This window comes from Marinobacterium jannaschii DSM 6295, assembly GCF_000620085.1.
In the GTDB taxonomy this organism is placed as follows: Bacteria; Pseudomonadota; Gammaproteobacteria; order Pseudomonadales; family Balneatricaceae; genus Pontibacterium; species Pontibacterium jannaschii.
This window is the reverse complement of sequence record NZ_JHVJ01000032.1, coordinates 1-24,673: the sequence shown is the minus strand read 5'-3', so window position 1 is coordinate 24,673 and position 24,673 is coordinate 1. Positions and strand designations below refer to the sequence as shown.

Annotated in this window: 20 protein-coding genes; 8 read left to right on the top strand and 12 right to left on the bottom strand. The window is 54.8% G+C overall.

All coding sequences use genetic code 11. From position 1 onward, the window contains the following. The first annotated feature begins 91 nt into the window (after positions 1-91). Entirely contained in the window at positions 92-682 is a 591-nt protein-coding gene (locus Q354_RS0114400; RefSeq protein ID WP_027858216.1) for an O-methyltransferase, read from the top strand. An 18-nt stretch (positions 683-700) separates the two neighbouring features. On the opposite strand, the gene Q354_RS0114395 is transcribed toward Q354_RS0114400, so the two are convergent. The 3 genes from Q354_RS0114395 to Q354_RS0114385 all read right to left on the bottom strand — a co-directional run bounded on the left by Q354_RS0114395 (position 701) and on the right by Q354_RS0114385 (position 3,361). Next, a complete protein-coding gene (locus tag Q354_RS0114395) occupies positions 701-1,084 on the bottom strand; it encodes an acyl-CoA thioesterase (protein WP_036229983.1) in 384 nt (127 codons plus the stop codon). A gap of 113 nt (positions 1,085-1,197) precedes the next feature. Further along, positions 1,198-2,190 (bottom strand): D-cysteine desulfhydrase family protein, encoded by a 993-nt coding sequence (locus tag Q354_RS0114390; protein ID WP_027858214.1) that lies wholly within the window; start codon positions 2,188-2,190, stop codon positions 1,198-1,200. 115 nt (positions 2,191-2,305) lie between these two features. After that, positions 2,306-3,361, bottom strand: a complete 1,056-nt coding sequence (locus tag Q354_RS0114385; protein ID WP_027858213.1) for a GlxA family transcriptional regulator — start codon at positions 3,359-3,361, stop codon at positions 2,306-2,308. Positions 3,362-3,611: 250 nt separating this feature from the next. Between Q354_RS0114385 and Q354_RS0114380 the strand changes: the two genes are divergently transcribed. The 3 genes from Q354_RS0114380 (at position 3,612) to nhaC (ending at position 7,262) form a co-directional block, all read left to right on the top strand. After that, positions 3,612-4,043 carry an SRPBCC family protein gene (locus Q354_RS0114380; protein ID WP_027858212.1) on the top strand — a complete coding sequence of 144 codons (432 nt, stop codon included), beginning with the start codon at positions 3,612-3,614 and terminating at the stop codon, positions 4,041-4,043. Positions 4,044-4,152: 109 nt separating this feature from the next. After that, a complete protein-coding gene (locus tag Q354_RS0114375; protein WP_027858211.1) occupies positions 4,153-5,526 on the top strand; it encodes an FAD-binding oxidoreductase in 1,374 nt (457 codons plus the stop codon). 236 nt (positions 5,527-5,762) lie between these two features. Continuing rightward, positions 5,763-7,262 carry a Na+/H+ antiporter NhaC gene (nhaC, locus tag Q354_RS0114370; RefSeq protein WP_027858210.1) on the top strand — a complete coding sequence of 500 codons (1,500 nt, stop codon included), beginning with the start codon at positions 5,763-5,765 and terminating at the stop codon, positions 7,260-7,262. A gap of 113 nt (positions 7,263-7,375) precedes the next feature. On the opposite strand, the gene Q354_RS25915 is transcribed toward nhaC, so the two are convergent. The 9 genes from Q354_RS25915 to Q354_RS25905 form a co-directional block, all read right to left on the bottom strand. After that, positions 7,376-9,835, bottom strand: a complete 2,460-nt coding sequence (locus Q354_RS25915) for a hybrid sensor histidine kinase/response regulator (protein ID WP_051560161.1) — start codon at positions 9,833-9,835, stop codon at positions 7,376-7,378. Beyond that, the gene (locus tag Q354_RS0114360; protein WP_027858209.1) at positions 9,822-10,634 is read right to left on the bottom strand and encodes a substrate-binding periplasmic protein; all 813 of its coding nucleotides are present in this window, start codon (positions 10,632-10,634) and stop codon (positions 9,822-9,824) included. Before Q354_RS0114360 ends, Q354_RS25915 begins: the two co-directional genes overlap by 14 nt. After that, on the bottom strand, positions 10,631-11,359 hold the full coding sequence (locus Q354_RS0114355) for a response regulator (RefSeq protein WP_027858208.1): 729 nt from the start codon (positions 11,357-11,359) through the stop codon (positions 10,631-10,633). The genes Q354_RS0114360 and Q354_RS0114355 overlap by 4 nt, the downstream gene beginning before the upstream one ends. A 225-nt stretch (positions 11,360-11,584) precedes the next feature. Beyond that, positions 11,585-12,250, bottom strand: coding sequence for an anthranilate synthase component II (locus tag Q354_RS0114350; protein ID WP_027858207.1), 666 nt, complete (start codon positions 12,248-12,250; stop codon positions 11,585-11,587). Continuing rightward, the gene (locus tag Q354_RS0114345) at positions 12,250-13,647 is read right to left on the bottom strand and encodes an anthranilate synthase component I family protein (RefSeq protein ID WP_027858206.1); all 1,398 of its coding nucleotides are present in this window, start codon (positions 13,645-13,647) and stop codon (positions 12,250-12,252) included. The genes Q354_RS0114350 and Q354_RS0114345 overlap by 1 nt, the downstream gene beginning before the upstream one ends. A 14-nt stretch (positions 13,648-13,661) precedes the next feature. Then, positions 13,662-13,904 carry a Trp family transcriptional regulator gene (locus Q354_RS0114340; RefSeq protein ID WP_027858205.1) on the bottom strand — a complete coding sequence of 81 codons (243 nt, stop codon included), beginning with the start codon at positions 13,902-13,904 and terminating at the stop codon, positions 13,662-13,664. Positions 13,905-14,016: 112 nt separating this feature from the next. After that, entirely contained in the window at positions 14,017-15,033 is a 1,017-nt protein-coding gene (locus Q354_RS0114335; RefSeq protein WP_027858204.1) for an amino acid ABC transporter substrate-binding protein, read from the bottom strand. 207 nt (positions 15,034-15,240) lie between these two features. After that, entirely contained in the window at positions 15,241-17,715 is a 2,475-nt protein-coding gene (locus Q354_RS27480) for a putative bifunctional diguanylate cyclase/phosphodiesterase (protein WP_051560160.1), read from the bottom strand. Next, positions 17,712-18,800 carry a polyamine ABC transporter substrate-binding protein gene (locus Q354_RS25905; RefSeq protein ID WP_051560159.1) on the bottom strand — a complete coding sequence of 363 codons (1,089 nt, stop codon included), beginning with the start codon at positions 18,798-18,800 and terminating at the stop codon, positions 17,712-17,714. Before Q354_RS25905 ends, Q354_RS27480 begins: the two co-directional genes overlap by 4 nt. A gap of 338 nt (positions 18,801-19,138) precedes the next feature. Between Q354_RS25905 and Q354_RS25900 the strand changes: the two genes are divergently transcribed. From Q354_RS25900 to msrA, 4 genes are all read left to right on the top strand, one after another. Beyond that, positions 19,139-20,788: a tetratricopeptide repeat protein gene (locus tag Q354_RS25900; RefSeq protein WP_051560158.1), complete on the top strand. Its 1,650-nt coding sequence runs from the start codon at positions 19,139-19,141 to the stop codon at positions 20,786-20,788. Positions 20,789-20,980: 192 nt separating this feature from the next. Continuing rightward, positions 20,981-22,276 (top strand): hypothetical protein, encoded by a 1,296-nt coding sequence (locus tag Q354_RS0114315; RefSeq protein WP_027858203.1) that lies wholly within the window; start codon positions 20,981-20,983, stop codon positions 22,274-22,276. 126 nt (positions 22,277-22,402) lie between these two features. Beyond that, complete coding sequence (locus tag Q354_RS25895; RefSeq protein ID WP_156948362.1) at positions 22,403-23,707, top strand: hypothetical protein; 1,305 nt, start codon at positions 22,403-22,405, stop codon at positions 23,705-23,707. Positions 23,708-23,960: 253 nt separating this feature from the next. After that, positions 23,961-24,545, top strand: coding sequence for a peptide-methionine (S)-S-oxide reductase MsrA (gene msrA, locus Q354_RS0114305; protein ID WP_027858202.1), 585 nt, complete (start codon positions 23,961-23,963; stop codon positions 24,543-24,545). The last annotated feature ends 128 nt before the right edge of the window (positions 24,546-24,673 follow it).

Below are 24,673 nucleotides of genomic sequence, written 5' to 3'. Positions count from 1 at the left end.
ACGGCTTTAGTCTCATGGGCTTTGTTTCAGAATCGTCACATACTGCTGGGACGCGATCCTATACCGGATTCAGGGCCAAAGGAGGGCAGTGATGGATAATTCACTTAAGCAGCTATTAGCGGATCTGGAGCAGCAGGGGCTGGAGCACGACCGGCAGACAGAAAATCACAGTGAGAAAATGCTCAATATCACTGCGGATACCGGCGAATTACTGGTGATGCTGGTGTGCCTGACCCGGGCGCGGAATATTCTGGAAGTCGGCACGTCCAATGGATATTCAACCCTGTGGCTGGCGTCCGCAGCGTCAGAACTGAACAGTCTGGTCACAACCATAGAGCAGGACGCATCAAAGATAGAGCTCGCCGGTGAGAATTTTGCCCGTGCCGGGCTTAGTCAGCATATCCGCCAGTATCAGGGCGATGCAGGCCTCTATCTGACGACAGAAGATACCCAGAATTATGAGATGATCTTCCTTGATTCGGCGCGTGATAATTATGTGCAGTGGTGGCCGGAGTTGCGCCGGTTACTGAAGCCCGGTGGCGTGCTGGTGGTGGACAATGCGATCTCTCATCAGGCGGAACTGGCCCCGTTTATGGAACTGGTCGGGGCCGACAACGCATTTGTAACCCAGCTATTGCCGGTCGGCAAAGGTGAGTTTCTGGCAGTTAAACAGTCATTCTGAGTCAGAACGACCGGATCTTCATTTTTCTGCCAGACCGGCTGGCAGGGTGCGGGGGATACCATTCTCGTCAATACCGACAAAGGTAAACAGCCCTTCGGTGACCTTGGCGACCTTGTCGCTGTGATGGCGCTGAACCCAGACTTCAACATGAATGGCTACGGACGTAGTGCCCTGCTTAGTGACGGTGCAATAGCAGCTGACATCATCACCGACATAGACTGGCTTATGGAATGTCATGGCATCGACAGCCACCGTAACGACTCTGCCTTCGGCCAGCTTCGCCGCAAAGACACCACTGGCTACGTCCATCTGAGACATAATCCAGCCTCCGAAGATATCACCATCAGGGTTGGTATCAGCGGGCATGGCAATGGTTCTCAGGGCAGGAATGCCCTCAGGCATGGTACTCAATGGGATCACCTCAATTCAGCTACTACGATCAAATCAGTCTGTCATCACGGCCGGTGCCGGATACCGGGCGGCTATAGTTACAGAACGGACGCCCGATTGGAAGGTTAAAACAGCTCCCGGTAGGCGAACAGACCGGGACTTCCGCCGGTATGCAGGAACAACACATTCTCGTCAGAACCAATCTCGCCCATTCGGCACAGATCAATCAGCCCGGCCATCGCTTTACCGGTATATACCGGGTCCAGCAGGATGCCCTCGCCGCTGGCAACCAGCTCGACAGCTTTCTGCATTTCCGCTGTCGGGATGCCGTATCCTTCACCATAGTAGTGGCCGTTCGCCTGCACCAGATCCGGGCGCAGAGGTTGATCGATCTCCATGCGTTGCAGCACCTTGTCCAGAAGCGCCTCAACCAGAGCCTGCTGGCTACTGCCATCGCGGCTGACGCAGATCCCCAGCACAGGGATATGCCGGCCCGCATCAAGCAGGCCCGCCAACAGACCTGCCTGGGTACCGGCACTGCCGCTGGCAAGAACAATACGGTCTATCGGTAACTGGTGGGTTTCGATCTCTTCCAGGATCTCTCTGGCACAGCGTACATACCCCATCGCCCCCAGTTCATTGGAGCCGCCTACCGGGATGATATAGGGGGTATTACCTGTCGAGCGCACTTTCTTAGCCAGTTTTTCGGCGAGGGCGTCGCAGTCACCGTCTTCGCAGATATGTACCTCGGCGCCAAGCAGCTTATCCAGCAGCAGGTTGCCGTTATTGTAGTAGTCGGTTTTCGGTGTGCCCGGGACATCTTCCAGCACCAGCATGCAACGAAGTCCGAAGCGGGCCGCCGCAGCCGCGGTCTGCCGGGCATGGTTAGACTGTATGCCGCCAATAGTAATCAGGGTGTCGGCACCGGCCAGAAGAGCATCGGCGACCAGGTATTCGAGTTTTCGAGCCTTATTGCCGCCGCCAGCCAGGCCGGTACAGTCATCGCGTTTGATATAGAGACTGCGAATGCCCAGCCGTTCAGCCAGCCGGGGCAAAGACTCCAGCGGTGTCGGACTGTGTACGATGGGCGAGCGGGGGATCTGGTCAAACGCGGACATTAAACTTCCTTTCTGACACAGCAGGCACCTGATCAGATGCCTGCTGATTATTGAATGTCTTACATGAAGGCCAGTGTAGCTGGAATGCCGTTGTAATCAAATCCGGCCAGCTGGCTCAGGATTCATCCTGCAGGCTGCGCCGGGCCTGCGTTGGAGACTGGCCGAAATAGTCGCGGAAACAGTGGCTGAAGTGGGTGGTACTGACAAAGCCGCAGGCAACGGCAATATTGGCGATCGATTCGTTGCTCTGCAGCAGCAACTGGCGCGCGCGGGTGATGCGCAGCTCGAGATAGTACTTCGAGGGTGTCGTATCAACATGGCGCAGGAACAGGCGTTCGACCTGACGGCGGGACAGATCAACATAGCTGGCAATCTCGGTCATGCTGAGAGGCTCTTCTATATTGTTCTCCATCAGCTCAAGCATGGTCTTGAGCGACTCCGGTAAGGTTGGCGGCAGGCTGACTTCGGCCATCGGTTTGTCCGGCAATTCGCCTATCTTGTCGCAGCTCAGGATCTCTCTGATACCGCGCACCAGTTCCGGACCGAAATAGCCCTTGATCAGTTCCAGCATCATATCGAGCGAGCTGCTGGCACCGGCACAGCTGATACGGTCGCGGTCGATCACCACCGGCTGTTTCAGCAGATTGATATCGGGGAAGCGGTCACCGAACAGGGCGCGGTTTTCCGGGTGGATCGTGCTGTTATAACCATTAAGCAGGCCTGCTTCAGCCAGGAAAAAGCTGCCGTTCCACAAACCGCCCAGGACTGGCTGGTTACGTCCGGCTTCGGTCAGGGCAGATTTGAGTAAAGGTGGCATCTGTAACTTACTGCGGTAGCCGCCGCAGAGAATAATAATATCCTCTGATGCCAGTGCGTCGCGGCGGATACCTCCACCAACGGAGATGTCGATGCCGAGATCAGAACAGATGGCATCACCGGAGAGGCTGAAGGTGCTGACCTCGAAGGTAGGTTTATGAGTGACCAGGTTAGCTGTTACCAGCGCATCAACTGCGGCGGTGAAGGCCATCATTGAAAAGTGCTCGAACAGTACAAATGCAACCCGGATCGTGCTCTGTTCCGAAGTATCAGAATCAGTCAGAAATGCCTTATTACGATGACGGAGCGGACTTTCAAAGTCCCGTTTATTTTTGTTGTTTCCTTCGGTGGACATAGCACTCAACTCGTTAACCTTTAACTGGCCTTACTTTACATGGTAAACGTTCATTAATCTGTAAAGAGTTGTCGCAAGCCATTAATCTGGCTGAACGCTTTTCTGGCGGCTCTCTTATGATTTTTCAGTGTAGCGGCTCCATCTCGGGCCGATACCGTAGTAAAAACCGGTGATTGTTGCGATAACGGCGGAAATCTCTGTTGGCTCTTCTACCCTTAAGAAGATGTCTGAATTTCAAACGGAGGCAGAGATGGGACAGTGTTATAACTCAGTTGTGGTTAACGCCGATGCCGATCGGGTCTGGCAGTTGCTCAGGGAGTTTCATGATCTTTCCTGGGCCCCTTCGGTGGTAACCCATGTCGAACAGAAGGGAAATATAGTTGGGGCTAATAAGGGGGCGAAGCGGATACTGAATGATGCCTTCCATGAAACCCTGTTAACACTGGATGATGAGGAGCGCAGCCTGTCCTACAGTATCGATGACGGCCCAGGGCCGGTGGCAGCAGACAGGGTGCATAGCTATATCGGCGGGTTGCGGGTGTACGCAGTGACGGCGACCGGTCAGGCGTTTGTGGAATGGTATTCCCGCTACGAAACCAGCGATGACTCGGCGGTGGCGGAATTCTGTAACCCGATTTACCAGGCGTTGTTATCTGACCTGAACAGACATTTTGACGGATAAACATAGTCGGGCGGACCGCCGGCTGGTTTAATGGAGGTGAATCTTAACGGGTTCCCTGATACTACTTGTCTGGTAAAGGACAGCGGCCTTGAGGGAGGTGCCAATGGAGATGGCTCGAAGGAAATATACGCAGGCTGATCTGCGTGAGGTTGTCAGTGAACTGGCCCCGGGCTGGGGAGACCGTATCCGTCTCTCGGCTGATGCCGGGCGGGGACGTGGGCCCGGACCGGATCTGGTGGTTTGCCCGTTCTCTAACGAGGAGGTCGTGCAGGTGGTCAGGCTTTGTGCCCGTCACAGTATCCCGCTGGTGCCTCATAGCAGCGGTATTCCCGCACAGGCGTCTGATCCGGTTGTGCACGGCGGTGTCTGTATTGATCTCTCTGAGATGAACCGCGTACTGGAGATTAACGCCAAGGATAATGACTGCCGGGTACAGGCCGGGGTCAGCGCCGAGCAACTTAATCTCGATCTTCGTTACGACAATCTTTTCTTTCCACTGAGTACAGAGCCGGGGGCAACCCTCGGGGGGATGGCATCAAGCCGGGCATCCGGCACCAACTCGATGCGTTATGGCACTATGCGATCCATGGTGATCGGTCTGACAGTAGTAACAGCCAGTGGCGAGATTATTCGCGTGGGCGGTCGTACCCGAAAAAGCGCCACCGGATATGACCTCACCGCACTTTTTGTCGGCGCCGAAGGCACTCTGGGCATTGTCACTGAAGTTCAGGTGCGTCTGTTTCAGCGACCTGAACAGACCCGCACAGCCGTCTGCAGCTTCGAAACTCTGGACGATGCCGTAAATGCGGTGATGGTCGCCGATCGCCGGGGGATCTCCATGTCCCGGGTTGAGTTGCTGGACCGGTTGCAGATGCAGGCGAGTATTCGTCACAGCAAACTATCCGGTTTATCTGAGGCACCAACGCTGTTTCTGGAATTTCAGGGTAGAGAAGCCGATGTAACCGAGCAGGTAATCGCTTTTACGGATGTGCTGGCCGAATTCAATGGCAGTAATTTTCAATGGACGACAGGGGATGCCGAATCTGATGCTCTGTGGCGTGCCCGCCATGACGCCTGGTCGGCAGCGCAGATGTTACAAAAAGCGGCCGCTACCCTGACGATCGATATCTGTGTGCCTGTTTCGCGGCTGGCTGACGCCTTGCTTCATGCGCAAACACGGGCCGACGAAAGCGGGTTGCTCTGTCCGATTGTCGGTCATGTGGGTGACGGCAGTTTTCATATGCTGATCCTGTTTGAGGGCAGTGACGCCAGGCAGCAACAGCTGGCCCGTTCACTGGCAGAGGCGATAGTCGGCAAGGCCCTCTCGCTGGAGGGTACCTGCAGTGGCGATCAGGAACTCGGGGCGGGCAAAAAGCACTACCTGTCGCCGGCACAGTCGGGGGCTCTGGAAACCATGAAGTCAGTAAAGCGTGCCCTGGACCCGGACAATATTATGAATCCGGGCAATCTACTGGAGATATGAATCTGTCCTGATGCTGCAGCGGATAAATTGCTTTTAGGGGATATGTAAACGGGACTCAGGTCCCGTTTGCTTTTTCTGTGAACTGTAAATGAGCTTGTCGGGCCCAGTTACAACTTTTAACAGTGACTTTGTTACGGGTTTACATCGATTGCTTAGCATCCTGTTGTAGCTGAAAAGCTGCACCTCCGGCTTGTCCTGGCGGCAGGTCGGATACCTGAATGAAACAGGAGTTGCTAATGACTGATAACAATAAGATAAAACCGGGTTTCTGGATGGCCTTGCTGCCCATCCTGCTAACCCTTGCTGTGCTGGGCATCCAGTTGTTCTGGTTTGAGGACTTTACTCCCCATATTCCACTGGCCATTGGTTTGGCTATCACCGCGATACTGGGTTGGTTTAGAGGCTATCGCTGGGCCGATATGGAAGACGGCATACTGCACGTTGTGCGCGTTGGCCTGCCTTCTATCGCCATCCTGATGACGGTAGGCATGATCATTGGCGTCTGGATCGCCAGTGGCACCGTACCGCTACTGATCTATTACGGTCTGAACTTCCTCAGCCCTGAAATATTCCTCGCTGCCGGTATGCTGCTGTGCGCCGTGGTATCTGTTTCGTTGGGTACTTCCTGGGGTACAACCGGGACAGTTGGTCTTGCACTGATGGGTATTGGCGCAGGCTTTGATATCCCTATGTACTGGACCGCCGGAGCCGTGGTATCCGGTGCATTCTTCGGTGACAAGGTATCACCGCTTTCCGATACCACCAATCTGGCACCGGCCGTTACCGGCGTTAACTTGTTCGACCATATCCGCAATATGATGCCGACAACAGTACCGGCGATGATTGTGGCATTTCTGATCTATCTGTTTGTTGGCTTCAATATGATTGGCGGCGAACAGGTGGACTTCTCCCGTATTGAAGCGATTACCGGTGGTCTGGCTGGTCAGTTTGAACTGACTCCGATCCTGTTGTTGCCGGCCGTCGTGGTCATCGGCCTGGCGCTTAAAAAGATGCCTGCGCTGCCTTCACTGTTTGCTGGCGCCGCGCTGGGTGCTGTACTGGCAATCTTTGTCCAGGGCGCGTCTCTGCACGAAGTGTTTGGCTATATGCAGGGCGGCTATAAGGTCGATACCGGCATCTCTGAGATCGACAGTCTGCTGAATCGTGGCGGTATCCAGTCAATGACCTGGGTGATCACGCTGGTACTGATCGCATTGGGCTTTGGCGGTGCGCTGGAACGTACCGGCTGCCTGGAAGCCATTATCGAAGCCGTACTGCGCCGGACCCGTTCATTCTTTGGCCTGCAGGCAGCGGCAACGGGGTCGGCTGTTGCGACCAATCTGGTTGCCGGTGATCCTTACCTCTCTATCGCGCTGCCAGGCCGGATGTTTGCACCGGCGTATCGTGGCCAGGGTTATTCGACGCTGAATCTGTCCCGTGCGGTGGAAGAGGGCGGGACGCTGATCTCTCCGCTGATTCCCTGGAATGCCGGTGGTGCATTCGTTATTACCGCATTGGGGCTGGGTATCGCAGATGGAAATACCGAAAACCTGCTGTACATCCCGCTGGCCTTTGCCTGCTGGTTGTCCCCGGTGTTCGGATTGTTTTACGCCGCAACCGGGCTGTTCTCTCCGAAAGCATCGGCTGAAGAGAAAGAACAGTGGGCGCGTGATGATGAGCCTGTACTGACTGAGTATGAAGATGAAGTTCAGCAGGCAGTAGCAAAAGTGTTGTAACAGGACGGCAATCCGGTACTGACATTCACTGACAGGACCGGATTGCGGGACTCTCCTTGGTAATCGACCTGACAGCAGGTCACTTTCGGGCAGTCATTTTGACTGCCCTTTTTTTATTTGCCGTCTGTCAGATCCTTCAGGGACGGAAACGCCCGGGCAAAGCTGCGGCTGGCTTCCAGCAGCAGCCCGGCCTGTCTGATCGCATTGGCCGACGGAATCTCACCATCGGCGGCGCTGTTCTCCAGTGTGCGTAACGCATCGCTGGCGGCCATAAAGCCGATGCTGTCGCAGGCGCCGGCCAGTTTATGGGCCAGTTCAGACAACTGCTCAGTCTGCTGTCTCTCTGCCGCCTGGTTCAGTTCCGGCCAAATCTGCTCGCTGAGCTGAAGAAAGGCCTGCATAAGAGACCTCAGTTTTTCCTCCCCGAGGGCCTGAAGATGCATCTGCAGCAGGCCTTTATCGAACAGCGGAGTGCCCCCGTTATTGTTAAGGTCGACAGAGAAATGCTGAACATCGTGGCAGGTGTTGGCTGTTTCCGCTGGTCTCGCATTGGTGCTATAGCAGGCGATGACCTGCAGAAGGTGCTGTAGTCGCACTGGTTTGGCGATCACATCCTGTAGTCCGGCCTGATGGTAGTTTTCGATATCCTCACGCCGCACGCTGGCTGTGAGGGCGATAATCGGTGTGTCCCTGTTGCGTCCATCTGGCTGACTGCGCAGCCGTGCCGCGGTTTCGAGCCCGCTGATGCCGGGAAGGTGCATATCCATCAGGATCAGGTCAAACGGTCGTTGTCTGGCTATCTGCAGCGCTTCATTACCCGTGGCGGCGATCGTCACGCGGTGCTGATATTGCGCCAGTAAGCCGGTAACGACCTGTTGGTTGATCTCTACATCCTCTACCAGCAACAGCTCGGCCGGCCGAGTCTCAGGCAGCTCGACCTCGGTTTCATAGTGCGGAGTGGGCAGGCTTTCGCTGGAACATTCCAGGCTGACTTCCAGCCAGAAACAGCTACCCCGGCCCGGACTGCTCTCGACGCCAATGTCTCCTTTCAGGGTGCTGGCCAGCTCTTTGCAGATGGCCAGGCCCAGGCCGGTGCCGCCAAAGCGGCGGGTGATGGAGTCATCCGCCTGGGTGAAGCGTTCGAAGATCTGATCCTGCAGTGAAGGCTCGATGCCAATGCCGTTATCGATCACTTCAAACCGCAGACGCTGGCGATTGCCTTCGGCATTGCCGGATTGCGGGTTAATGCGACTGGCGCGCAGAATGACCTTACCGCGGCCGTTACTGTCCTCAGCTACGGTACAATCGTGACCCCGCTCCGGACGCTGATCGGTAAACTTGATGGCATTGGAGAGCAGGTTGGTCAGTATCTGGCGCAGGCTGGCTGCCGCACCGTAGCAGTGATCATGCAGCTGCTCGGCTTCCAGCAGCAATATCAGACCCTTGTCGCGGGCTCCGGGAGTCATCAGCTGTATCAGGCTGTTGAGCATATCCTGCAGTGAAAAGTGAGAGGGCTTAACCTCCCAGGCTCCCTCCTCAAGCCGGCCGTATTGCAACACGTGGTTAAACGTTTCCAGCAGGGCTTCAGTTGACTGATGCAGTACCTTCAGCTGGTGCTGTTGCTGACCGTTCAGTGGGCCACTTTCCAGCAGCTGGATCATCCCCAGCATACCGTTCATCGGGGTGCGGATCTCATGGCTCATGGTAGCCAGAAACTGCGATTTGGCCTTGTTGGCTTCTTCTGCCGTCTCTTTGGCCTGCTGCAGGCTCTGGGTGCGTTCTGCGACCATCTCCCGAAGCTGGTCGCGGTTATAGCGCAGCGCTTCCTGCTCCTGCTCGCGTCGGCTGATATCCTGACGGATGGAGAGCCGCATCTCATTCAGGGCTGAAGCCAGCTGATCGAGTTCATCCGGCTTGGCCGGGCGGCGACGGTTCAGGCGCAGGCGTTCACTGAGGTGGCCGCTACCAATCCGGCGGCTGTAGCGGGCCATGATCTCCAGATGTCGTGTAATCTGGCGCTGCAGTATTGTCAGGATGGCGACCATAATAAGCGCAACCAGCAGGGTCTGGTTGATCAGGATACTGATAGCGGTTTGCCAGAGGCGGCCGTAAACCGCTTCCAGATCGGTTTTGACAATCAGCGTGCCGAGGTTACGGTCGATCTCCTTGCTGGTCCGGTAGATCAGGTCAAAGCGGTGGTTGATCACTCTGTGGGTCGCCGGCAGCGGCTGTTGCGGCAGGCTGATAACCGGTTTCTTACCGCGATCATGCAGCTGTAGCTGGATGATGTCCGGCAGGGCACTGATCCCCTTGAGCTGGAGTTCCAGCTGTACCTGATCCAGATCCCACAGACTTTTAGCGATACTGGCCAGATAACTGCTACGGATCAGCTGGATCTGCTGGTCGATTGCGCGCATTTCACGCCGGTAATCGAGCATCAGCTGAACGCTGGTGGAGAGTAATATAAACAGGCAGCTGCAGAGGGCGATGTACACCATCATGCGGTAGCCCAGTGGATGATTGCGTGAGTAGTGGCTGAGGGGATGTCGCCACTGCGGTTTAAGGCTCGCCATCGTGATTGTCTGCGGTATGAGGGCTGGTCAGGTAGATCTGGCTGTATTTCCGGGTCAGGCGTTTAATCTCGCCATTGCGGTGTAATTCGCTGAGGCGCAGGCTGAGTTGGGCCAGGTGCTGTTGCAGGCCGCTATTGCGACCTATTGCCAGATAGTAATATTCAGTCGCAAATTCGATATCCAGCGGCCGGATCAGTTCGCTGTATCCCAGTCGCTGGTTTTGCAACATGCCGCTGATCAGCCCCAACGGCATAAAGTCGATACGTCCCAGTGCCAGTTTGGCGAAGTTCTGGTGGCCTTTTGACACAAACTCGATTTTATTGTGTTGCTGAACAAACCGATCAAAGCGGGAGCCAAAGGTATCGCCCAGCAGCATGCCAACCGATTTGCCTTTCAGGTCTTCGAGCTGCTTCACATAGGGGCTGCGCTGACTGTTGATAAAGATCGCGACTTTATCGTCGATCAGGTGTTGCCGGGTAAATTCAAGATAAGGCTCACGGCTGGGAATCCGGTAAGCGGCGACCACAATATCAGCACGACCATCACGTACTTCGCGCAGACAGCGCTTCCAGTTTCCCTGGCCATCGAGCTTAACCCGATAGCCCAGCTCGGCAAACAGTCGCTGCGCCACCTCAGCAGCCAGTCCATTGAGCCGTCCCTGCTCGGTCCAGGAAACCGGAGGGTAATGGGGGTGGCCGCAGGCTATCAGTACGGGCTTGCGTTGTGTTTCTTCAGCCGTCTGCGATGCGCCAACACTGCTGGCTAATACCAATAGCAGCGCTAGCGTCAGCCATCTCATCCAATGTCTACGGGTTTGGGGGTGAACAGGTAGCCTGCGCCGTGAACGGTGAGAATCAGGCGCGGGTTGGCCGGATCATCCTGCAGTTTGCGCCTTAGCCGGCCAACCAGTACATCGACGGTGCGATCGGTGGGAACCCATTCACGGTTACGGATCTGATCGAGGATCTGGTCCCTGCTCATCACATGTCCGGCACTGGACATCAGGCTCTTAAGCAGCTGGAATTCACCTTCAGTGAGCTGGGTCGATTGCTGGTGTTCATCGATCAGAGTGCGGCGATCGATATTCAGCTTCCAACTGTCGAAGGCCATCAGGCTGTTAACGACGGCATCGGTGGGTTTGGCAAAGGTACAGTGGCGTACCCGGCGGATCAGGTTCTTGGCGCGGGCGAGAATCTCGCGCGGATTAAATGGTTTGGTGACATAGTCATCGGCACCGCACTCAAGGCCAATCAGGCGGTCGATGTCGTCCTGCCGTCCGGTCACCAGTATGATACCGACTTCGGTGGTCACGCGCAGTTCCCGGGTGAGGGTGAGGCCATCCTTACCGGGCAGCCGGATGTCCAGCAGTACCAGGTCGATCGCTTCGCGGGCAAGTATAGATTCGGCCTGTTCGGCCGTTTCAGCGCAGTAAACCTTATATCCTTCATTTTCGAAATAGCTGCTGAGACACTGGCGGGTAACCAGCTCATCATCGACGACCAGAATTTTGGCGTCTGAGTGCATAGTGTAGCTCCGTCGAATGGCCCGACGTATCAGGCCTTTTGTAGTTATTGTAGTTATAAAACTAGCGCTGTATCCCACTATTGGGCAATGTCGATTTACATTATGTTTACAACTACGGTCAACTTTATACATTCCGGAACGCAAAGCAACAAACCCGGACTGTAACTATGACCGAAAACAAAAAACGGCTGCAATGGCAGCCGTTTTATCACTTGTCCGCTGCGGTCAGCCAGCAAACAGAAAGTTACGGATCAACTCTTTACCGCCTTCGGTGGCAAAGGATTCCGGGTGGAACTGAATACCATAGATCGGGTGCTGACGGTGCTGGATCCCCATAATCTCAAACTCACCGCCCTGATGGATCTTGGCGAGGTCTTCAAACTGTCCGGCATTGATATCGTCACCGACTACAGCGGTCAGTTTCAGCTCGGCCGGGAAACTTTCCGCCTGTGCCATCAGAGAGTGATAGCGCATCACTTCCAGCTGATCGGGGATATTACGGAACATTCCTTCACTGTCGTGGCTGATCGGGCTGATCTTGCCGTGCATCGGCAGGTGGGCTTTCACTACCTTGCCACCAAAGACATGGGTGATTCCCTGCATACCCAGGCAGACGCCCAGCAGAGGAATTTTCGGCCCCAGTTCGCGGATGACGCGAGCGCAGATGCCGAAGTAGTTTTCATCATCCGGTGATCCCGGACCTGGTGAGATAATGATGCGGTCCGGGGCTGCCGCTTCAATCTCTTCCAGGGTGACTTCATCGTTTCGTTTAACAATGATGTCGAAATCGCTGATCTGCCCCTGGCTTTTCTCAGAGGTCAGAATCTCACCAATAAACTGATAGAGGTTGTAGGTGAATGAATCATAGTTATCGATGATATAAACCTTCATTACACCTGCTCCTGATCTTTCGGTGCGAACTTGTCCAGTACTTTCTTGGTGCCGGCAAACTTACGGCGGATCTCTTCGTATTCGTCTTCGGGATTGGAGTCGTAGACGTTGCCGCCACAGGTCTGTACATAGGCTTCTTCGCCATTGGCAAACACAGTCCTGATCGGAATTGCAAAAGTGCAGTCGCCGTTGAAGGAGAAATGACCGACAGCGCCACCGTACGGGCCGCGTCCGTCGAGTTCCAGATCGTTGATGATCTTCATCGCTTCAATCTTCGGTGCGCCGGTGAGGGTGCCGGCCGGGAAGTTACTGGCCAGTGCTGAGAACATATCTTCTTTGTCAGAGATGATGCCGACAATCTCACTGGAAATATGCTGCACATGGCTGAAGCGTTTGATATCCATCAGGCTACGTACCTTAACGGTACCGAACTGGGCAACGCGGCCGATATCGTTACGGTGCAGGTCGACAATCATATTGTGTTCGGCGATCTCTTTTGGATCGTTCAGCAGGGCACGGGCGAGGGCGGTGTCTTCTTTCGCATCAACCCCGCGCTTGGCAGTACCGGCCAGTGGAAAGGTTTCCATCTCGCCCTGACGCAAGCGGAACAGCAGTTCGGGGCTGGCGCCGATCAGTTTCTGTTCGCCGAACTTAACGTAGTACATCTGCGGTGACGGGTTTACGTTGCGCAACTCTTCATACAGGTTGATAGTATCGCCGATCAGTTTGAAGCGTTTCTTGAAGCCCACTTCAGTCTGGAAGATCTTACCTTCGATGATGTCCTGCTTAACCTTGAGCACCGCTGCGCGATGCTCGTCCTGGGTCATGGTTTCGCCGGTGGCGATCACCTGCAGCTCACCATTAGGGACTTCGTCGGCAGCGATCAGCTCTTCGACCAGTGCCAGGCGGCTGTCACTGTAATAAAAGTAGATCACCTCGCCGGTCATCTTGTCGAGAATCAGGCCATCCTTAAACAGGCCGAAACGGAAGGTATCGAACAGTTCGCTGTGCTGCAGCTGCAGGCTGGACTCGAAGTAGTTCATCGCGTCGTAACCGAGATAGCCGGTCAGGCCTCCGGCATACTTACGCGAGATAATGTCCTGTGGCACGATTTCGCGCAGCAGGTAGTAAGGATTATCGCTCTGGTATTCTTCGCGGTTGCCATCGCGATCTTCAATCGTCAGGGTATCGCCGTTGGCAAACAGCTGTTGCTCCGGATCGAAACCGATGATGGAGTGGCGGGCGATATGGCTGTCCTCACCCAGAGACTCTAGATAGAAGCAGCTGTCATAGCGTTTTTCGATCTTCTTAAACAGCGCAAAAAAATCACAGTCGGCGCTGATGGTGACATAGTGAGGCTTGCGGGGCAGCTCAATTCTGGCAGGTTTTCTGTACATAGTTTGCTCTTAACTTATTCGCCTTTCAGCGCGCGTGAACCGCGGGTGACGGTAGCAATGCCCACACCCAGTCTTTCGGCGATCTGCCGCTGGGGGACGCCGGCTTTTAACAATTTGAATATCTGCAGACGCTTACTGATTTCGACCAGCTCTGAGGGTGTCAGCAGACCACTCAGTGCTTTTTCCATACCGGCCTTGTCATCAACGGCAAGCAGGTGTTCGAGCAGCTCATCAAGATAGGGATTGTCTGTATTCATGTACTAGTACGCTATCACAAATGCCGTCGAAGTCAATGAATATCCACTCATTTCAGAGGACAGTCGTGCTGCGACAGAGAAGGCGGCTGTCGCCGCCTGAGACAGTGGGTGATTAACGAATCGGGGGTGCGTAGTGCAGGCCGCCATCTACCCAGAGGGCGTTGAGGCCACGGGCGATCTTCAACGGCGATCTCTGACCCAGATTACGTTCAAAGCTTTCGCCGTAGTTGCCTACCTGGGTGATCACCTGATAAACCCAGTCACGTGGCAGGTCTAGCCCTTTACCACGGGGGCCTTCGACACCCAGTAAGCGCCGGATATCCGGGTTCTGGCTCTGCTTCATTGTTTCGGCGTTTGCGGCTGTGACTCCCAGCTCCTCGGCATTGATCATGGCGTTGTGGGTCCATTTAACGACCCTGAACCAACGGTCATCACCCTGACGTACTACCGGGCCTAGCGGTTCTTTGGAAATTATCTCAGGCAGAATCATGGCCTCTGCGGGCGCCTGCATTGTGAGCCGGTGGCCGTATAGCTGGGAGGTGTCCGTGGTAAACAGGTCGCAGCGTCTGGCTTCAAATCCCTGCAGAGCCTGGGCGTTGGTCTCAAACACCACGGTTTTATAGCTCATCTCCTTAAAGCGAAAGTAGTCGGCCAGGTTTTGTTCGCTTGTAGTGGCTGACTGGATACAGATTGTCGCCCCATCCATCTGATCCAGGCGGGTGACGCCGAGATCTTTCATCACCATAAAACCCTGGCCGTCATAGAAGTTGATACCGGCAAAGTTAAGCCCCAGCTGGCTGTCGCGGGTCTGGTTCCAGGTGGTATTGCGGGTCAGTACGTCCACTTCACCGGACTGCAGGGCGGTGAAACGCTCTTTTGTGGTCAGCGGGACAAACTTGGTTTTAGAGGCGTCACCCAGTGTTGCGGCGGCAATGGCGCGGCAAAGGTCAACATCCAGGCCATTCCACTCCCCCCGGGTGTTGGGCATGGAGAATCCCGGTACGCCGGTGGTCACGCCGCACTTCAGATGTCCCCTCTGCTGGACAGAGTCCAGTGTGTCAGCTGCTACAGTACTGGATAAACTGCAGAGCATTGCCAACAGGCAGGGCAGCAGTGGCTTGTTAAACATGTGGGAAAATCCGGTCGTACATATTTTGGACAACAGCCACCCGGAGGGACTGTGGATGAGGTTGTGCCGCCGGGGTGTCAGCTGAGACAGTGTCCGGCAGGTTTGCGCTCGTCTTAGTATTGCTTTGATACTAGGGCTTAGGCGGCGTCAGGGTAAAGGAGTACTACTACTTAGACAAGTTGTCAGAGTAACCGGATGAAGCAGCACTCACTGAGGGGTGTAGCGGTTGCCACTCTGCTGCAGCCACAGCTGGCTGTTTAACAGGCGACTGAGGTCGTCGGCGGCCAAAGGGGGGCTGAAAAGGTAGCCTTGCAGCATATCGCAGCCGAACTCGCACATGATTGCGAGTTGTTCCTCGTTTTCGATCCCTTCGACGATCACTTTCAGATTCAGCGTTTTTGCCATCAACAGGATGGCGGCGACCAGTGATTGCTGCTTCTCGTTATGCTCAAAATCGTTCAAGACGGTGTGATCGATCTTAAGAATCGCTGCCGGCTTATCCCTGAGGGCGCTGACTGAGGAGTATCCCGTACCGAAGTCGTCCAGTGCGATACTGTAGCCTGCCTGTTTCAGGGCGGTGATAGTTGTCTGGGATTGTTCATTGCTGCTCAGTAACTGCGCTTCCTTGATCTCCAGCCAGACTGACTGTGGCTCGAGTTGGTACTGTCGCAGCAACTCGCCAAGCTTGTCGGGGAAACTGCTGTCCTGAAGCTGTGCACTACACAGGTTCAGTGACAGTTTAAGCTCGCTGAGCCCGTCGCTGTGCCAGCGTTTAAGCTGCGCCAGCGCTGTATTGATTGCTTCTTCGCTCAGCAGGCTGATCAGTCCACAGCGCTCTGCAATGGGGATAAACAGGGCGGGTTCGACGGGGCCTAGCTGGCTGTCCTCCCAGCGCAGCAAAGCTTCGACAGCGACGGTACGCAGGCTGTGCTGATCTAAGATGGGCTGATAGCACACTTCGATCTGACCGGATTTGATCGCCCGGTAGAGCCTGGCTTCAATCTGCTTCTGTCCTTCCTCATCCAGGCTGCGTTCGCTGAAGAAGCGGTAACGGGTCACCGTGTCTCTTTTTGCCTGATACATAGCGACGTCTGCATGGCGAATCAGCTCTTCGCTATTGCTACCGTGTTGGGGAAACAGCGATATACCGATGCTGGCACCGGTATTCAGCTGCTGGTTGTTCACCTCAAGAGGCTCGGACAGGGCGGCAATGATACGTTCGGCAATAATACGGGCTTCTTCAGGCGAACTGATATCCTGCAACAGGATAGTGAACTCATCACCGCCAAGGCGGGCCAGGTTACTGCGGCTGAGGGCCGCTAATTCATCGCCACTGCGGGTAACCAGGTCGTGGTTGCGCAGGTTTCGCTGCAGCAGGGCGGCCACCTGCTGTAGCAGCGCATCGCCGGTGTTATGCCCCATACTGTCATTAATCTGCTTAAACCGATCAAGATCGAGAAACAGCAATGCCATCTTCTGGTTATGTTCGCTGGCCCGCTCCATCGCCTGCTTCAGATTTTTCATAAACATAAAGCGGTTTGGCAGTCCTGTCAGGCTGTCACTGAAGGCCAGGTTCCTGATCTGCCGGTGGGAGCGATGCAGTTCCAGGCTGGTGCGGTTGAAAAGCCGGCTCAGATCGCCGAGCTCATCCTCCTGCGCCACCAGTACCTGAATCTCTTCCTCCTGCTTGCCAAGGCGGATAAAGGCCGATGTCAGCTGCCGTACCGGTGTCAGAATCTGGCTGTTCAGCAAATAGAGCAACAGGGGAATCGCCAGGATGCTGGCAATCAGCGATACGGTGATCACATTCATCGCGACAATCTGACCGGAGCGGTCGACGGACGCTTCCGGAATCAGCGCCTGTAACCAGACCTGAGGGTAGATCTGCTGCTGGAACAGCAAATGGTTTCCGCTCTCCAGCCGGATATTACGGGGGCCTGTTTCAGCCGTGCCGGGTGGTAGTTCAAGCCGGGAATTTTCGCTGGATTGAGTAATCGTGCGAAGTAGCTGGCCTTGCGCATCGGTAATCAGCAGTGCACCACTGCTGCTCCAGAATCTGTCATTCAGCGGAGCCAGCTGGGAGAACACATCGGTGCCGATAACAACGGCGCCGCGCAGGGTCAGATCTGTTGTAACAACGTCCTTGACCTCTCCGGGATCACGCAGGTAGATATTTCGCTGGGTATAGAGGTTAACCTCTCCACTGGCCGGATCGGGATAAAAGGCTGGTGGCTGCTCAGCACCCGCAGTTCTGGCTGCGACAGGCAGGCCGCTCTGGACGCCGGTGGGTTTGATCGATGCCTGCTGAGACAGGACCTGCAGATCAATGCTGTTATCAGGCAGCAGGACATTGATCGTGTAGTGTTCAGGACTGATATTCTGCAATCTTAACAGGCGGTCATACAGGGGGCGCTGAATCAGGCTGTAACGGGCTATGGCGTCAGCTGTCAGCAGATAGTGGTGTAGTAACGGGTCCTGACTGATGTACTCGGTATAGGTTTCGGCACTTTTTACAGCCTCTTCGATCTGGTGGCTGTATTGGCTCAGCAAGATTCTCAGCTGCTGTTCGGCCTCTCGTTGCGCGCTCTGTTTTAATTCGAAATAGGACAGGGCGGCCACTACTGCCAGCGGTAGGCAGATCAGCGGGATAAAGGTCAGAGGTAACTTGTACTTAAGCTTCATTGCCTACCGCGTAACAGGTGGGATGTAATGACATTACGTCGTTTCTGTGCCAGTGGCGGCAGCGCCTGATGGATCTCGGAGCGGGCCAGAATCTGGGCATCCGGGTAGATCGCCTTATTCAGGCGAACCGACTCTGGTAGCAGTGTCTGGGCTGTTTCATTCGGAGTGGCAAAGAACAGTTTCTGGGATAACCGCGCGGCATGTTCCGGCTGATGAATAAATTTCAGGAAGGCGTACGCCATATCCGGATTGGGGGCATGGCTGCCAAGGGCAAAGTAATCTATCCAGATATTGCCTCCCTCCTGTGGCAGGACAAATTTCAATTCAGGGCTGTACTCCTGCAGTGCTAAGGCATCACCGTTATATAACACCGCAGCTTTCAGTTCGCCGCTCACCAGTGCCGAATCTGAACCTGGCAGGTTGTACTGGTAGCTGCGTACATAAGGTGCCTGCGCCAGCAGCAGTTCCTCGGCTTCCGTGAGTTGCTGCACATCACTGCTGTTTAGCGGGTGACCGAGCGCCTTGAGTGCCATACCGATCAGGTCTCTGGAGTCTTCGATCATCCCGATATGCCCCTGCAGCTCAGCACCAGGCCGATAGAGATCAATCCAGCGGCTGGGCGCTTTTTTGAGCAGGTCGGCACGGTAGGCAAAGCCCAGTGTGCCCCAAAGGTAGGGCATACCGTAGCGCGTTGCCGTATCACTGAATTCATTCCAGCGCGGGGCTATATGTTGCCGTGAAGCTTGCAGACGCTCGGGATCGAGAGGTTGCAGCCAGCCCTGGCGGATGTAAGCGTTGATATCGCTATTGGATACCAGAATCAGATCGTAGCCCACCGCCTGGGTCGACAGCAGCAGGTCGGTACGGCTGTCTTCCGAGTCGAACAGTATCTGGCGGACCTTAATGCCGTGCTGCACTTCAAATTCAGCGATCAGGCTCTGATCCATATAATCCGACCAGTTGAGGATGGTCAGGTCCCGACGTTTTGAATCTGCGCGAGCCTGCTCAACCCAGGGCATGACCTGAGCGGCTGCGACAATAAAAAATGCGGTTGTCAGACAGTCTGTCAGTATCCATTTCAACATCGGGATTCCCATCCTTTTATCCGTGTCGAACGAGAGCCTGAAATCCGTAGGAACCTCTTCAGAACTTCATATAACTCTAGTCCAGAATCCATCAAAGCCGACAATTAATTAGTGATCAGTTGGTAACCTCGTTTGTACAGAAGAAATTGAACTATTCTGAAACACAATCAGGCAGTCGGGTTTCTGATCGGTTAACTTTTGATGGATACCGGTATGGAGCTGGTTGCAGTGCAGGGATATTCTCCGGCGTGAGTTCTGGAAAGCGCATGGGTGAAGGCAGCGGTCGCAGCTTTAACGTCACAGCTTTTATTGTGCCGGTGTAATGTGAGGCGCACGCCATGAATACTCTTATGCGCGCGGGTTCCCTGGTTTTCAGCTTCTGGCTGATGATGCTTCACATGGATGTAGCCGCAGGGGATGCAGACGCAACCGCCACTGCAGTCGAAAACCGTTATGGTGATGTCCGCTTTGATATCAGCTGTAGCGAAGATGCCCGCAAGGGTTTCAATGAATCTCTGGCCCTGCTGCACCATATGATGTACGCCGAGGCTCACCGTCGCTTTAGCGAACTCATTAGTCTTCACCCTGACTGCGCCATGCTGTATTGGGGTGTTTCCATGACCCGCTTTCATCCCCTCTGGCCGGGCGAGCCTGATGAGATTAAGAGTCAGCAAGGGGCTGATGCCATTGCTAAGGCGCGCCAGCTCAAACCTTCAGAACCCATTGAAAGAGCCTTTATCCGCGCGACTCAGCGCTTCTACGATGGCTGGAAAGAGAGAAGTTATGAGCAGCGGATAAAACGCTGGGCTAAGGCACAGAAAAAGCTCTATATGGAGTACAAAGATAATACTGAAGCCGCAGTGTTCTATGCCTTGTCGCAACTGGCCATTGCCCCGAAAAGTGATCGCAGCTTCAGCAAGCAGAAGGAAGCCGGCGCGTTACTGGAATCACTCTATACCCAACAGGCCCAGCACCCCGGAGTCATCCACTACATCATACATGCCTACGATAATCCCGAACTGGCCCGACAGGCGCTGCAGGCAGCCCGGGCATACGACAAAATTGCCCCGGACGTCCCCCATGCGCTGCATATGCCATCGCATATTTTTGTCAGGCTGGGACACTGGGTGGAAACGGTCAACTGGAATCTCCGCTCGGCGAATGCCGCGCTGAACTTCCCGGTCGGCAGCTTTGTCTCCCATCACTACCCCCATGCCCAGGACTACCTGATCTACGCATATCTGCAGATGGCCAACAGCACCAAGGCCCGAGCCGCCTTGGAGTCAATCTACGTCCGCACCCAGTATCAGCCCACCTTCGTCAGTGGCTATGCCCTGGCGGCAATGCCCGCGCGTTATCAGCTGGAACGTAAGCAATGGGCGGAGGCTGCAATACTGCCGATCCGGAAGCCAACCGGCTTCCCGTGGGACAAATTCCCTCAGGTTGAAGCTATTACCTATTTCGCCAGGGCGCTGGGGGCTGTGCGGAATGGAAACGTCCATGCAGCCCGTTTGAATCTGGCTACTCTGAATAGACTACTCGAGCATACAACGAAGGCCGGACAAACATATTGGGCGACGCTGATTGACGCCCAGCGTCAGGCGATCGAGGCCTGGATACTCTATCTCGAGGGCAACTACGATGCGGGCCTTAAACTGATGGCCAAAGCGGCTGATCAGGAAGACTCGGTTGATAAGCACCCGGTGACTCCCGGCAGCGTGCTGCCATTGCGGGAAATCTACGGCGATATGCTGATGAACAGCCAGCGCTACGAAGACGCTCTGGATGCCTATGAAGCCAGCCTGGAGATATCGCCAAACCGCTATTACAGCATTCATGGTGCCGGGCGGGCTGCCGAACTTGCGGGTAACAGCCGCAAGGCCAGTGCCCATTACTCCGAGTTGCTCTCCCTGACCGGCGACCTGGGGCATGAGCGGGAGGAGACACGGCAGGCGATGAGTTATATCGGTGTCAGCAGTGATGAGTAGAGTGGCCAGTCGCTTAGCCCTGCCTGTTGCTGGCGTTAGCGTCCTCAATCGCCGGATATCGGGCCTGTATGCAGCAGGATCTTAACAGGGCGCGGCTAGTAAGCTACCTGAGTGCCGGCTTGCATTGCCTGAAAAGTGACCGTATCGGAATCGATACTGGGAGGGGAGATGGCTCCGGGTAGGTACTTAATCGTGGCCCTGTTGACCGCGTTGTTGCTTGGTTGTGGTGGCGGCGGAGGTGGTGGCGGTAGTGCTGAGGCAAGCAGTCAGGTCAATACAGGCGAGAGTCTCTATCAGGCGTGGAATCAATCAATAAACTATGCCTCCTCACTGGTTCGCTGTGCCCGTGCCAAAACGCAATCAGAGGCCTGTACCGTAGGTGAACTGCCACCCCTGGGGACGGTGTATGGCAGGTTGACGGTAGATCTGATCGCCGAAAGGCTGGTGACCAGTCATCGATGGATGGGGGACAACTTTGTTGCCGCCATCCGCACGTTGCCCGAAGAGGATCTGCTGATCTTTCGCAGCGTCACGGCGATTGTTATTGGGCACGATATACGCCCCTCGTTTTATACCAGCCTTAATGGTGCTATCCACCTGGACGGTGCCTTTCTCTGGACCAATGCCGAAGAAGCAGCCGATCTCGATACCAACACGGATCCCCGCCTGGCTTTTGCCAAAGACCTGACATTTATCGAAGCTTCCCGCTACCTGAATCCAGGTTTTCAGCGTCTTACCGTACCGAACCTCTATAAAGCGGATAGCAACAACAGCCGCACAATAGACCAGCTGAGCCCCAGTCTTCTTGCATTGGTTGCCCATGAGCTGGCTCATGCCGCTGACTTTTTACCACCGGAGGAGTTGGGGCGGCTCGATAGTACGCTGACTGTTTTTGCCAATGTTGCGCGCTTTCCGGGACTGGCCAGCGATCAGCTTCATCAGACCTATCCGCTCAATTCATTGATGTTGCATGGCCTGGCAGGGGTATTTTTTCAGGGGAAAACAGCCACTGACCAGCAAAAGTTGATAACCGCCGCTCAGGTTGGCGCAGAGTTTGAGACTGAAGGGGCCAATGACCTCTATGCTTATTCATCTGCCAGCGGCGGCGGTGTCCTCTACGAGGATACCGCTATGTTGTTTGAAGAGATTATGATGCGGCGCTGGTTCGATGCTCACCGTGATCTGGCTTTCCTTGAACGCCCCGCAACTGACAGCACCTTCTGTAATGACTTTATAATCGGCTGGGGCCAGCGTAACCGCATGGCGGATCCCTCGGTGCAGGTACGGGCCAAGCTGATCAGCGACCGGCTGCTGCCTGATGTCGATCTGAGTGATGACTACGCCAGCTACTCCACAGCTACAACCCTGAGCCGCACTGACTGGTGTGATAGTAATATCAGCTCTACTGGCGCAGCCCCGGCACTGCAATTGTTCAATAATGGTCGGCAGGTGCGGGAGGAGGTGATTATACCCATGCATGGTCATTAACCGAGTTAGGACTAGTGGTGATCATCTGTAAGTCATATCCAACCTCAAAAGCTATTTTTTTTGCCTCGTCAAACTACAGCGTATAAGATCGCCCCAGAATGGAATTTGGCTATATAGGGATGAATGATGAGTACAGGGAAGGTTCTGACTGGCGCACTTGTTGTTGCAATGTTGCAGGGATGTGGGGGTGGCGGAGATGGGGATGGAAGTGGCAGCTCAATCCAGCAACTCAGCTATAAAGCCTGGAATCAGACGACAGGTTATGCGTCTGCGCTCAAACAGTGTGCTTTAGCGAAGACCACGGCAGATGCCTGTACCGTGGGTCAGCTGGCTCCGCTAGGTACTACCTACACTTTTCTGACGGTCGATCGTATTGCAGAACGCGTCGTGAGTAGCCATAGCTGGATGGCTCGGAATTTTCTTGAGGCGCTACGCTCAATGCCAATGTCTGATCTGGCACTGTTCAAAAGTGTGACCGCAATCGTAATTGGCCACGATATCCGACCGTCCTATTATACGGAACTGACCGGCGCAATTTATCTGGATGGCACTTACTTATGGACCTCTGCTGAAGAAGCCGCAGATCTTAGCAGTAACACTGATGCCCGGCTGGCATACGGTAAAGACCTGAAGTTTGTCGAAACTTCGCGTTATCTGGACAGTAGCTATCGGCGTCTCACGGTTTCAAACAGTTATAATGCCGAACGCAATTCGTCACGTACTATCAGTGAGCTTAAGCCAAATCTGTTCAGCCTTCTGGCACACGAACTGGCTCACGCGGCCGACCTGGTGCCGCCCGAAGAGCTGGGGAGACTGGACAGCAACCTGAAAATCTATGAGAACGTTTCCCGATTCCCTACTTTGGCGAGTGAACAGCTCCACCAGACCTATCCGCTCAACTCGGCAATGATGCATGGCCTTGCGGGTGTGTTCTTTCAGGGTAAAACTGCCACCTCACAGCAGAAAATGTTAACTGCAGCACAAGCGGGTACTGAGCTGGAAACCGAAGGGTCCAATGACCTTTACGCATACTCTTCTGCCAGCGGCGGCGGTGTCCTTTACGAGGATACCGCTATGTTGTTTGAAGAGATTATGATGCGGCGCTGGTTCGATGCTCACCGCGATCTGGCATTCCTTGAGCGTCCAGCAACCGAGAGCATCTATTGCAATGACTATATGATCGGGTGGGGCCAGCGTAACCGCATGGCGGATCCCTCGGTGCAGGTACGGGCCAAGCTGATCAGCGACCGGCTGCTGCCTGGGGTCGACCTGAGTGATGATTACGCCAGCTACTCGACGCCTACAGCCCTGAGCCGGACAGACTGGTGTGATAGTAATATCAGCTCTACTGGCGCAGCCCCGGCATTGCAATTGTTCAATTATGGTCAGCAGGTTCGGGAAGAGGTGATTATCCCGGAATTTGGTCACTGATACGGCTCTTCGGACTGTCGTAGCCGTCTTAAGATTGCTGTGACAGTTGTCTCTTTCTGGCCTTAACTCTACCGGCAGTTGTGTTGTCACAGCAGCGGTTTTCAGCCTGAAATCATCAGGCTTTGTTTGTATGGATAGCGGCAGGGCTTCGTAGTAGAGGAACTCCGGTAAGCTTACCCAGTCAGAGTCGGCGCCTGCCTCCCCTGAACCCGCTTTGGGACAGAAGAGTCTAATAAGAAAGAGAGACGGATCTATGAAAAAACATTTTGCACTGCCGCTGTTGGTTTTAAGCTCACTTTTCGCTTCTGGTGCCAACGCCGATAAAGCGATACTGGCCGGTGGCTGCTTCTGGTGTATGGAGTCAGACTTCGAGAAGCTGGAAGGAGTCAGCGATGTGGTTTCCGGATTTAGTGGTGGCACCTTGCCCAATCCCACTTACAACGGAAACCATGACGGGCACTATGAAGTGGTGGAGATCACCTACGACCCTGAGGTCGTGACCTACAAGCAGCTGCTGGATCATTACTGGGTCAACATTGATCCCTTCGACGACCGGGGCCAGTTCTGTGATAAGGGGCCGAGCTATCGGGCGGCAATCTTTGTCGCCAACGCTGAAGAGCGCAGGCTTGCTGAAGCCAGCAGGCAAGCAGTGATCGAAAAATTCCCTAACCGCAATGTAGTGACGCCTATTCTGGATGCGGCAACCTTCTGGCCGATTACCGGCGATGAGAGCTATCACCAGGATTTCTATAAAAACTACGCCCTGAAATACAAGTTCTACCGCTGGAATTGCGGCCGTGACCAGCGTTTGGAGCAGATCTGGGGCAAGAAAAGTTAACCGGGAATCTGGTGTTGTAGTGATCAGCCATTCCCGACCTAAGTTGCTTCCGGTCGGGATCGTTAGACCGCTACAGGATGAGGAACGAATCCCAACGAGACTTGGCTGTATCGTATCGGGTGGCACAA

Bases quoted from the DNA above. Each gene is read 5' to 3' on its own strand.
- Q354_RS0114400 (WP_027858216.1), top strand. From the start codon at position 92: ATGGATAATTCACTTAAGCAGCTATTAGCGGATCTGGAGCAGCAGGGG.
- Q354_RS0114395 (WP_036229983.1), bottom strand. From the start codon at position 1,084: ATGCCTGAGGGCATTCCTGCCCTGAGAACCATTGCCATGCCCGCTGAT.
- Q354_RS0114390 (WP_027858214.1), bottom strand. From the start codon at position 2,190: ATGTCCGCGTTTGACCAGATCCCCCGCTCGCCCATCGTACACAGTCCG.
- Q354_RS0114385 (WP_027858213.1), bottom strand. From the start codon at position 3,361: ATGTCCACCGAAGGAAACAACAAAAATAAACGGGACTTTGAAAGTCCG.
- Q354_RS0114380 (WP_027858212.1), top strand. From the start codon at position 3,612: ATGGGACAGTGTTATAACTCAGTTGTGGTTAACGCCGATGCCGATCGG.
- Q354_RS0114375 (WP_027858211.1), top strand. From the start codon at position 4,153: ATGGCTCGAAGGAAATATACGCAGGCTGATCTGCGTGAGGTTGTCAGT.
- nhaC (WP_027858210.1), top strand. From the start codon at position 5,763: ATGACTGATAACAATAAGATAAAACCGGGTTTCTGGATGGCCTTGCTG.
- Q354_RS25915 (WP_051560161.1), bottom strand. From the start codon at position 9,835: ATGGCGAGCCTTAAACCGCAGTGGCGACATCCCCTCAGCCACTACTCA.
- Q354_RS0114360 (WP_027858209.1), bottom strand. From the start codon at position 10,634: ATGAGATGGCTGACGCTAGCGCTGCTATTGGTATTAGCCAGCAGTGTT.
- Q354_RS0114355 (WP_027858208.1), bottom strand. From the start codon at position 11,359: ATGCACTCAGACGCCAAAATTCTGGTCGTCGATGATGAGCTGGTTACC.
- Q354_RS0114350 (WP_027858207.1), bottom strand. From the start codon at position 12,250: ATGAAGGTTTATATCATCGATAACTATGATTCATTCACCTACAACCTC.
- Q354_RS0114345 (WP_027858206.1), bottom strand. From the start codon at position 13,647: ATGTACAGAAAACCTGCCAGAATTGAGCTGCCCCGCAAGCCTCACTAT.
- Q354_RS0114340 (WP_027858205.1), bottom strand. From the start codon at position 13,904: ATGAATACAGACAATCCCTATCTTGATGAGCTGCTCGAACACCTGCTT.
- Q354_RS0114335 (WP_027858204.1), bottom strand. From the start codon at position 15,033: ATGTTTAACAAGCCACTGCTGCCCTGCCTGTTGGCAATGCTCTGCAGT.
- Q354_RS27480 (WP_051560160.1), bottom strand. From the start codon at position 17,715: ATGAAGCTTAAGTACAAGTTACCTCTGACCTTTATCCCGCTGATCTGC.
- Q354_RS25905 (WP_051560159.1), bottom strand. From the start codon at position 18,800: ATGTTGAAATGGATACTGACAGACTGTCTGACAACCGCATTTTTTATT.
- Q354_RS25900 (WP_051560158.1), top strand. From the start codon at position 19,139: ATGAATACTCTTATGCGCGCGGGTTCCCTGGTTTTCAGCTTCTGGCTG.
- Q354_RS25895 (WP_156948362.1), top strand. From the start codon at position 22,403: ATGAGTACAGGGAAGGTTCTGACTGGCGCACTTGTTGTTGCAATGTTG.
- msrA (WP_027858202.1), top strand. From the start codon at position 23,961: ATGAAAAAACATTTTGCACTGCCGCTGTTGGTTTTAAGCTCACTTTTC.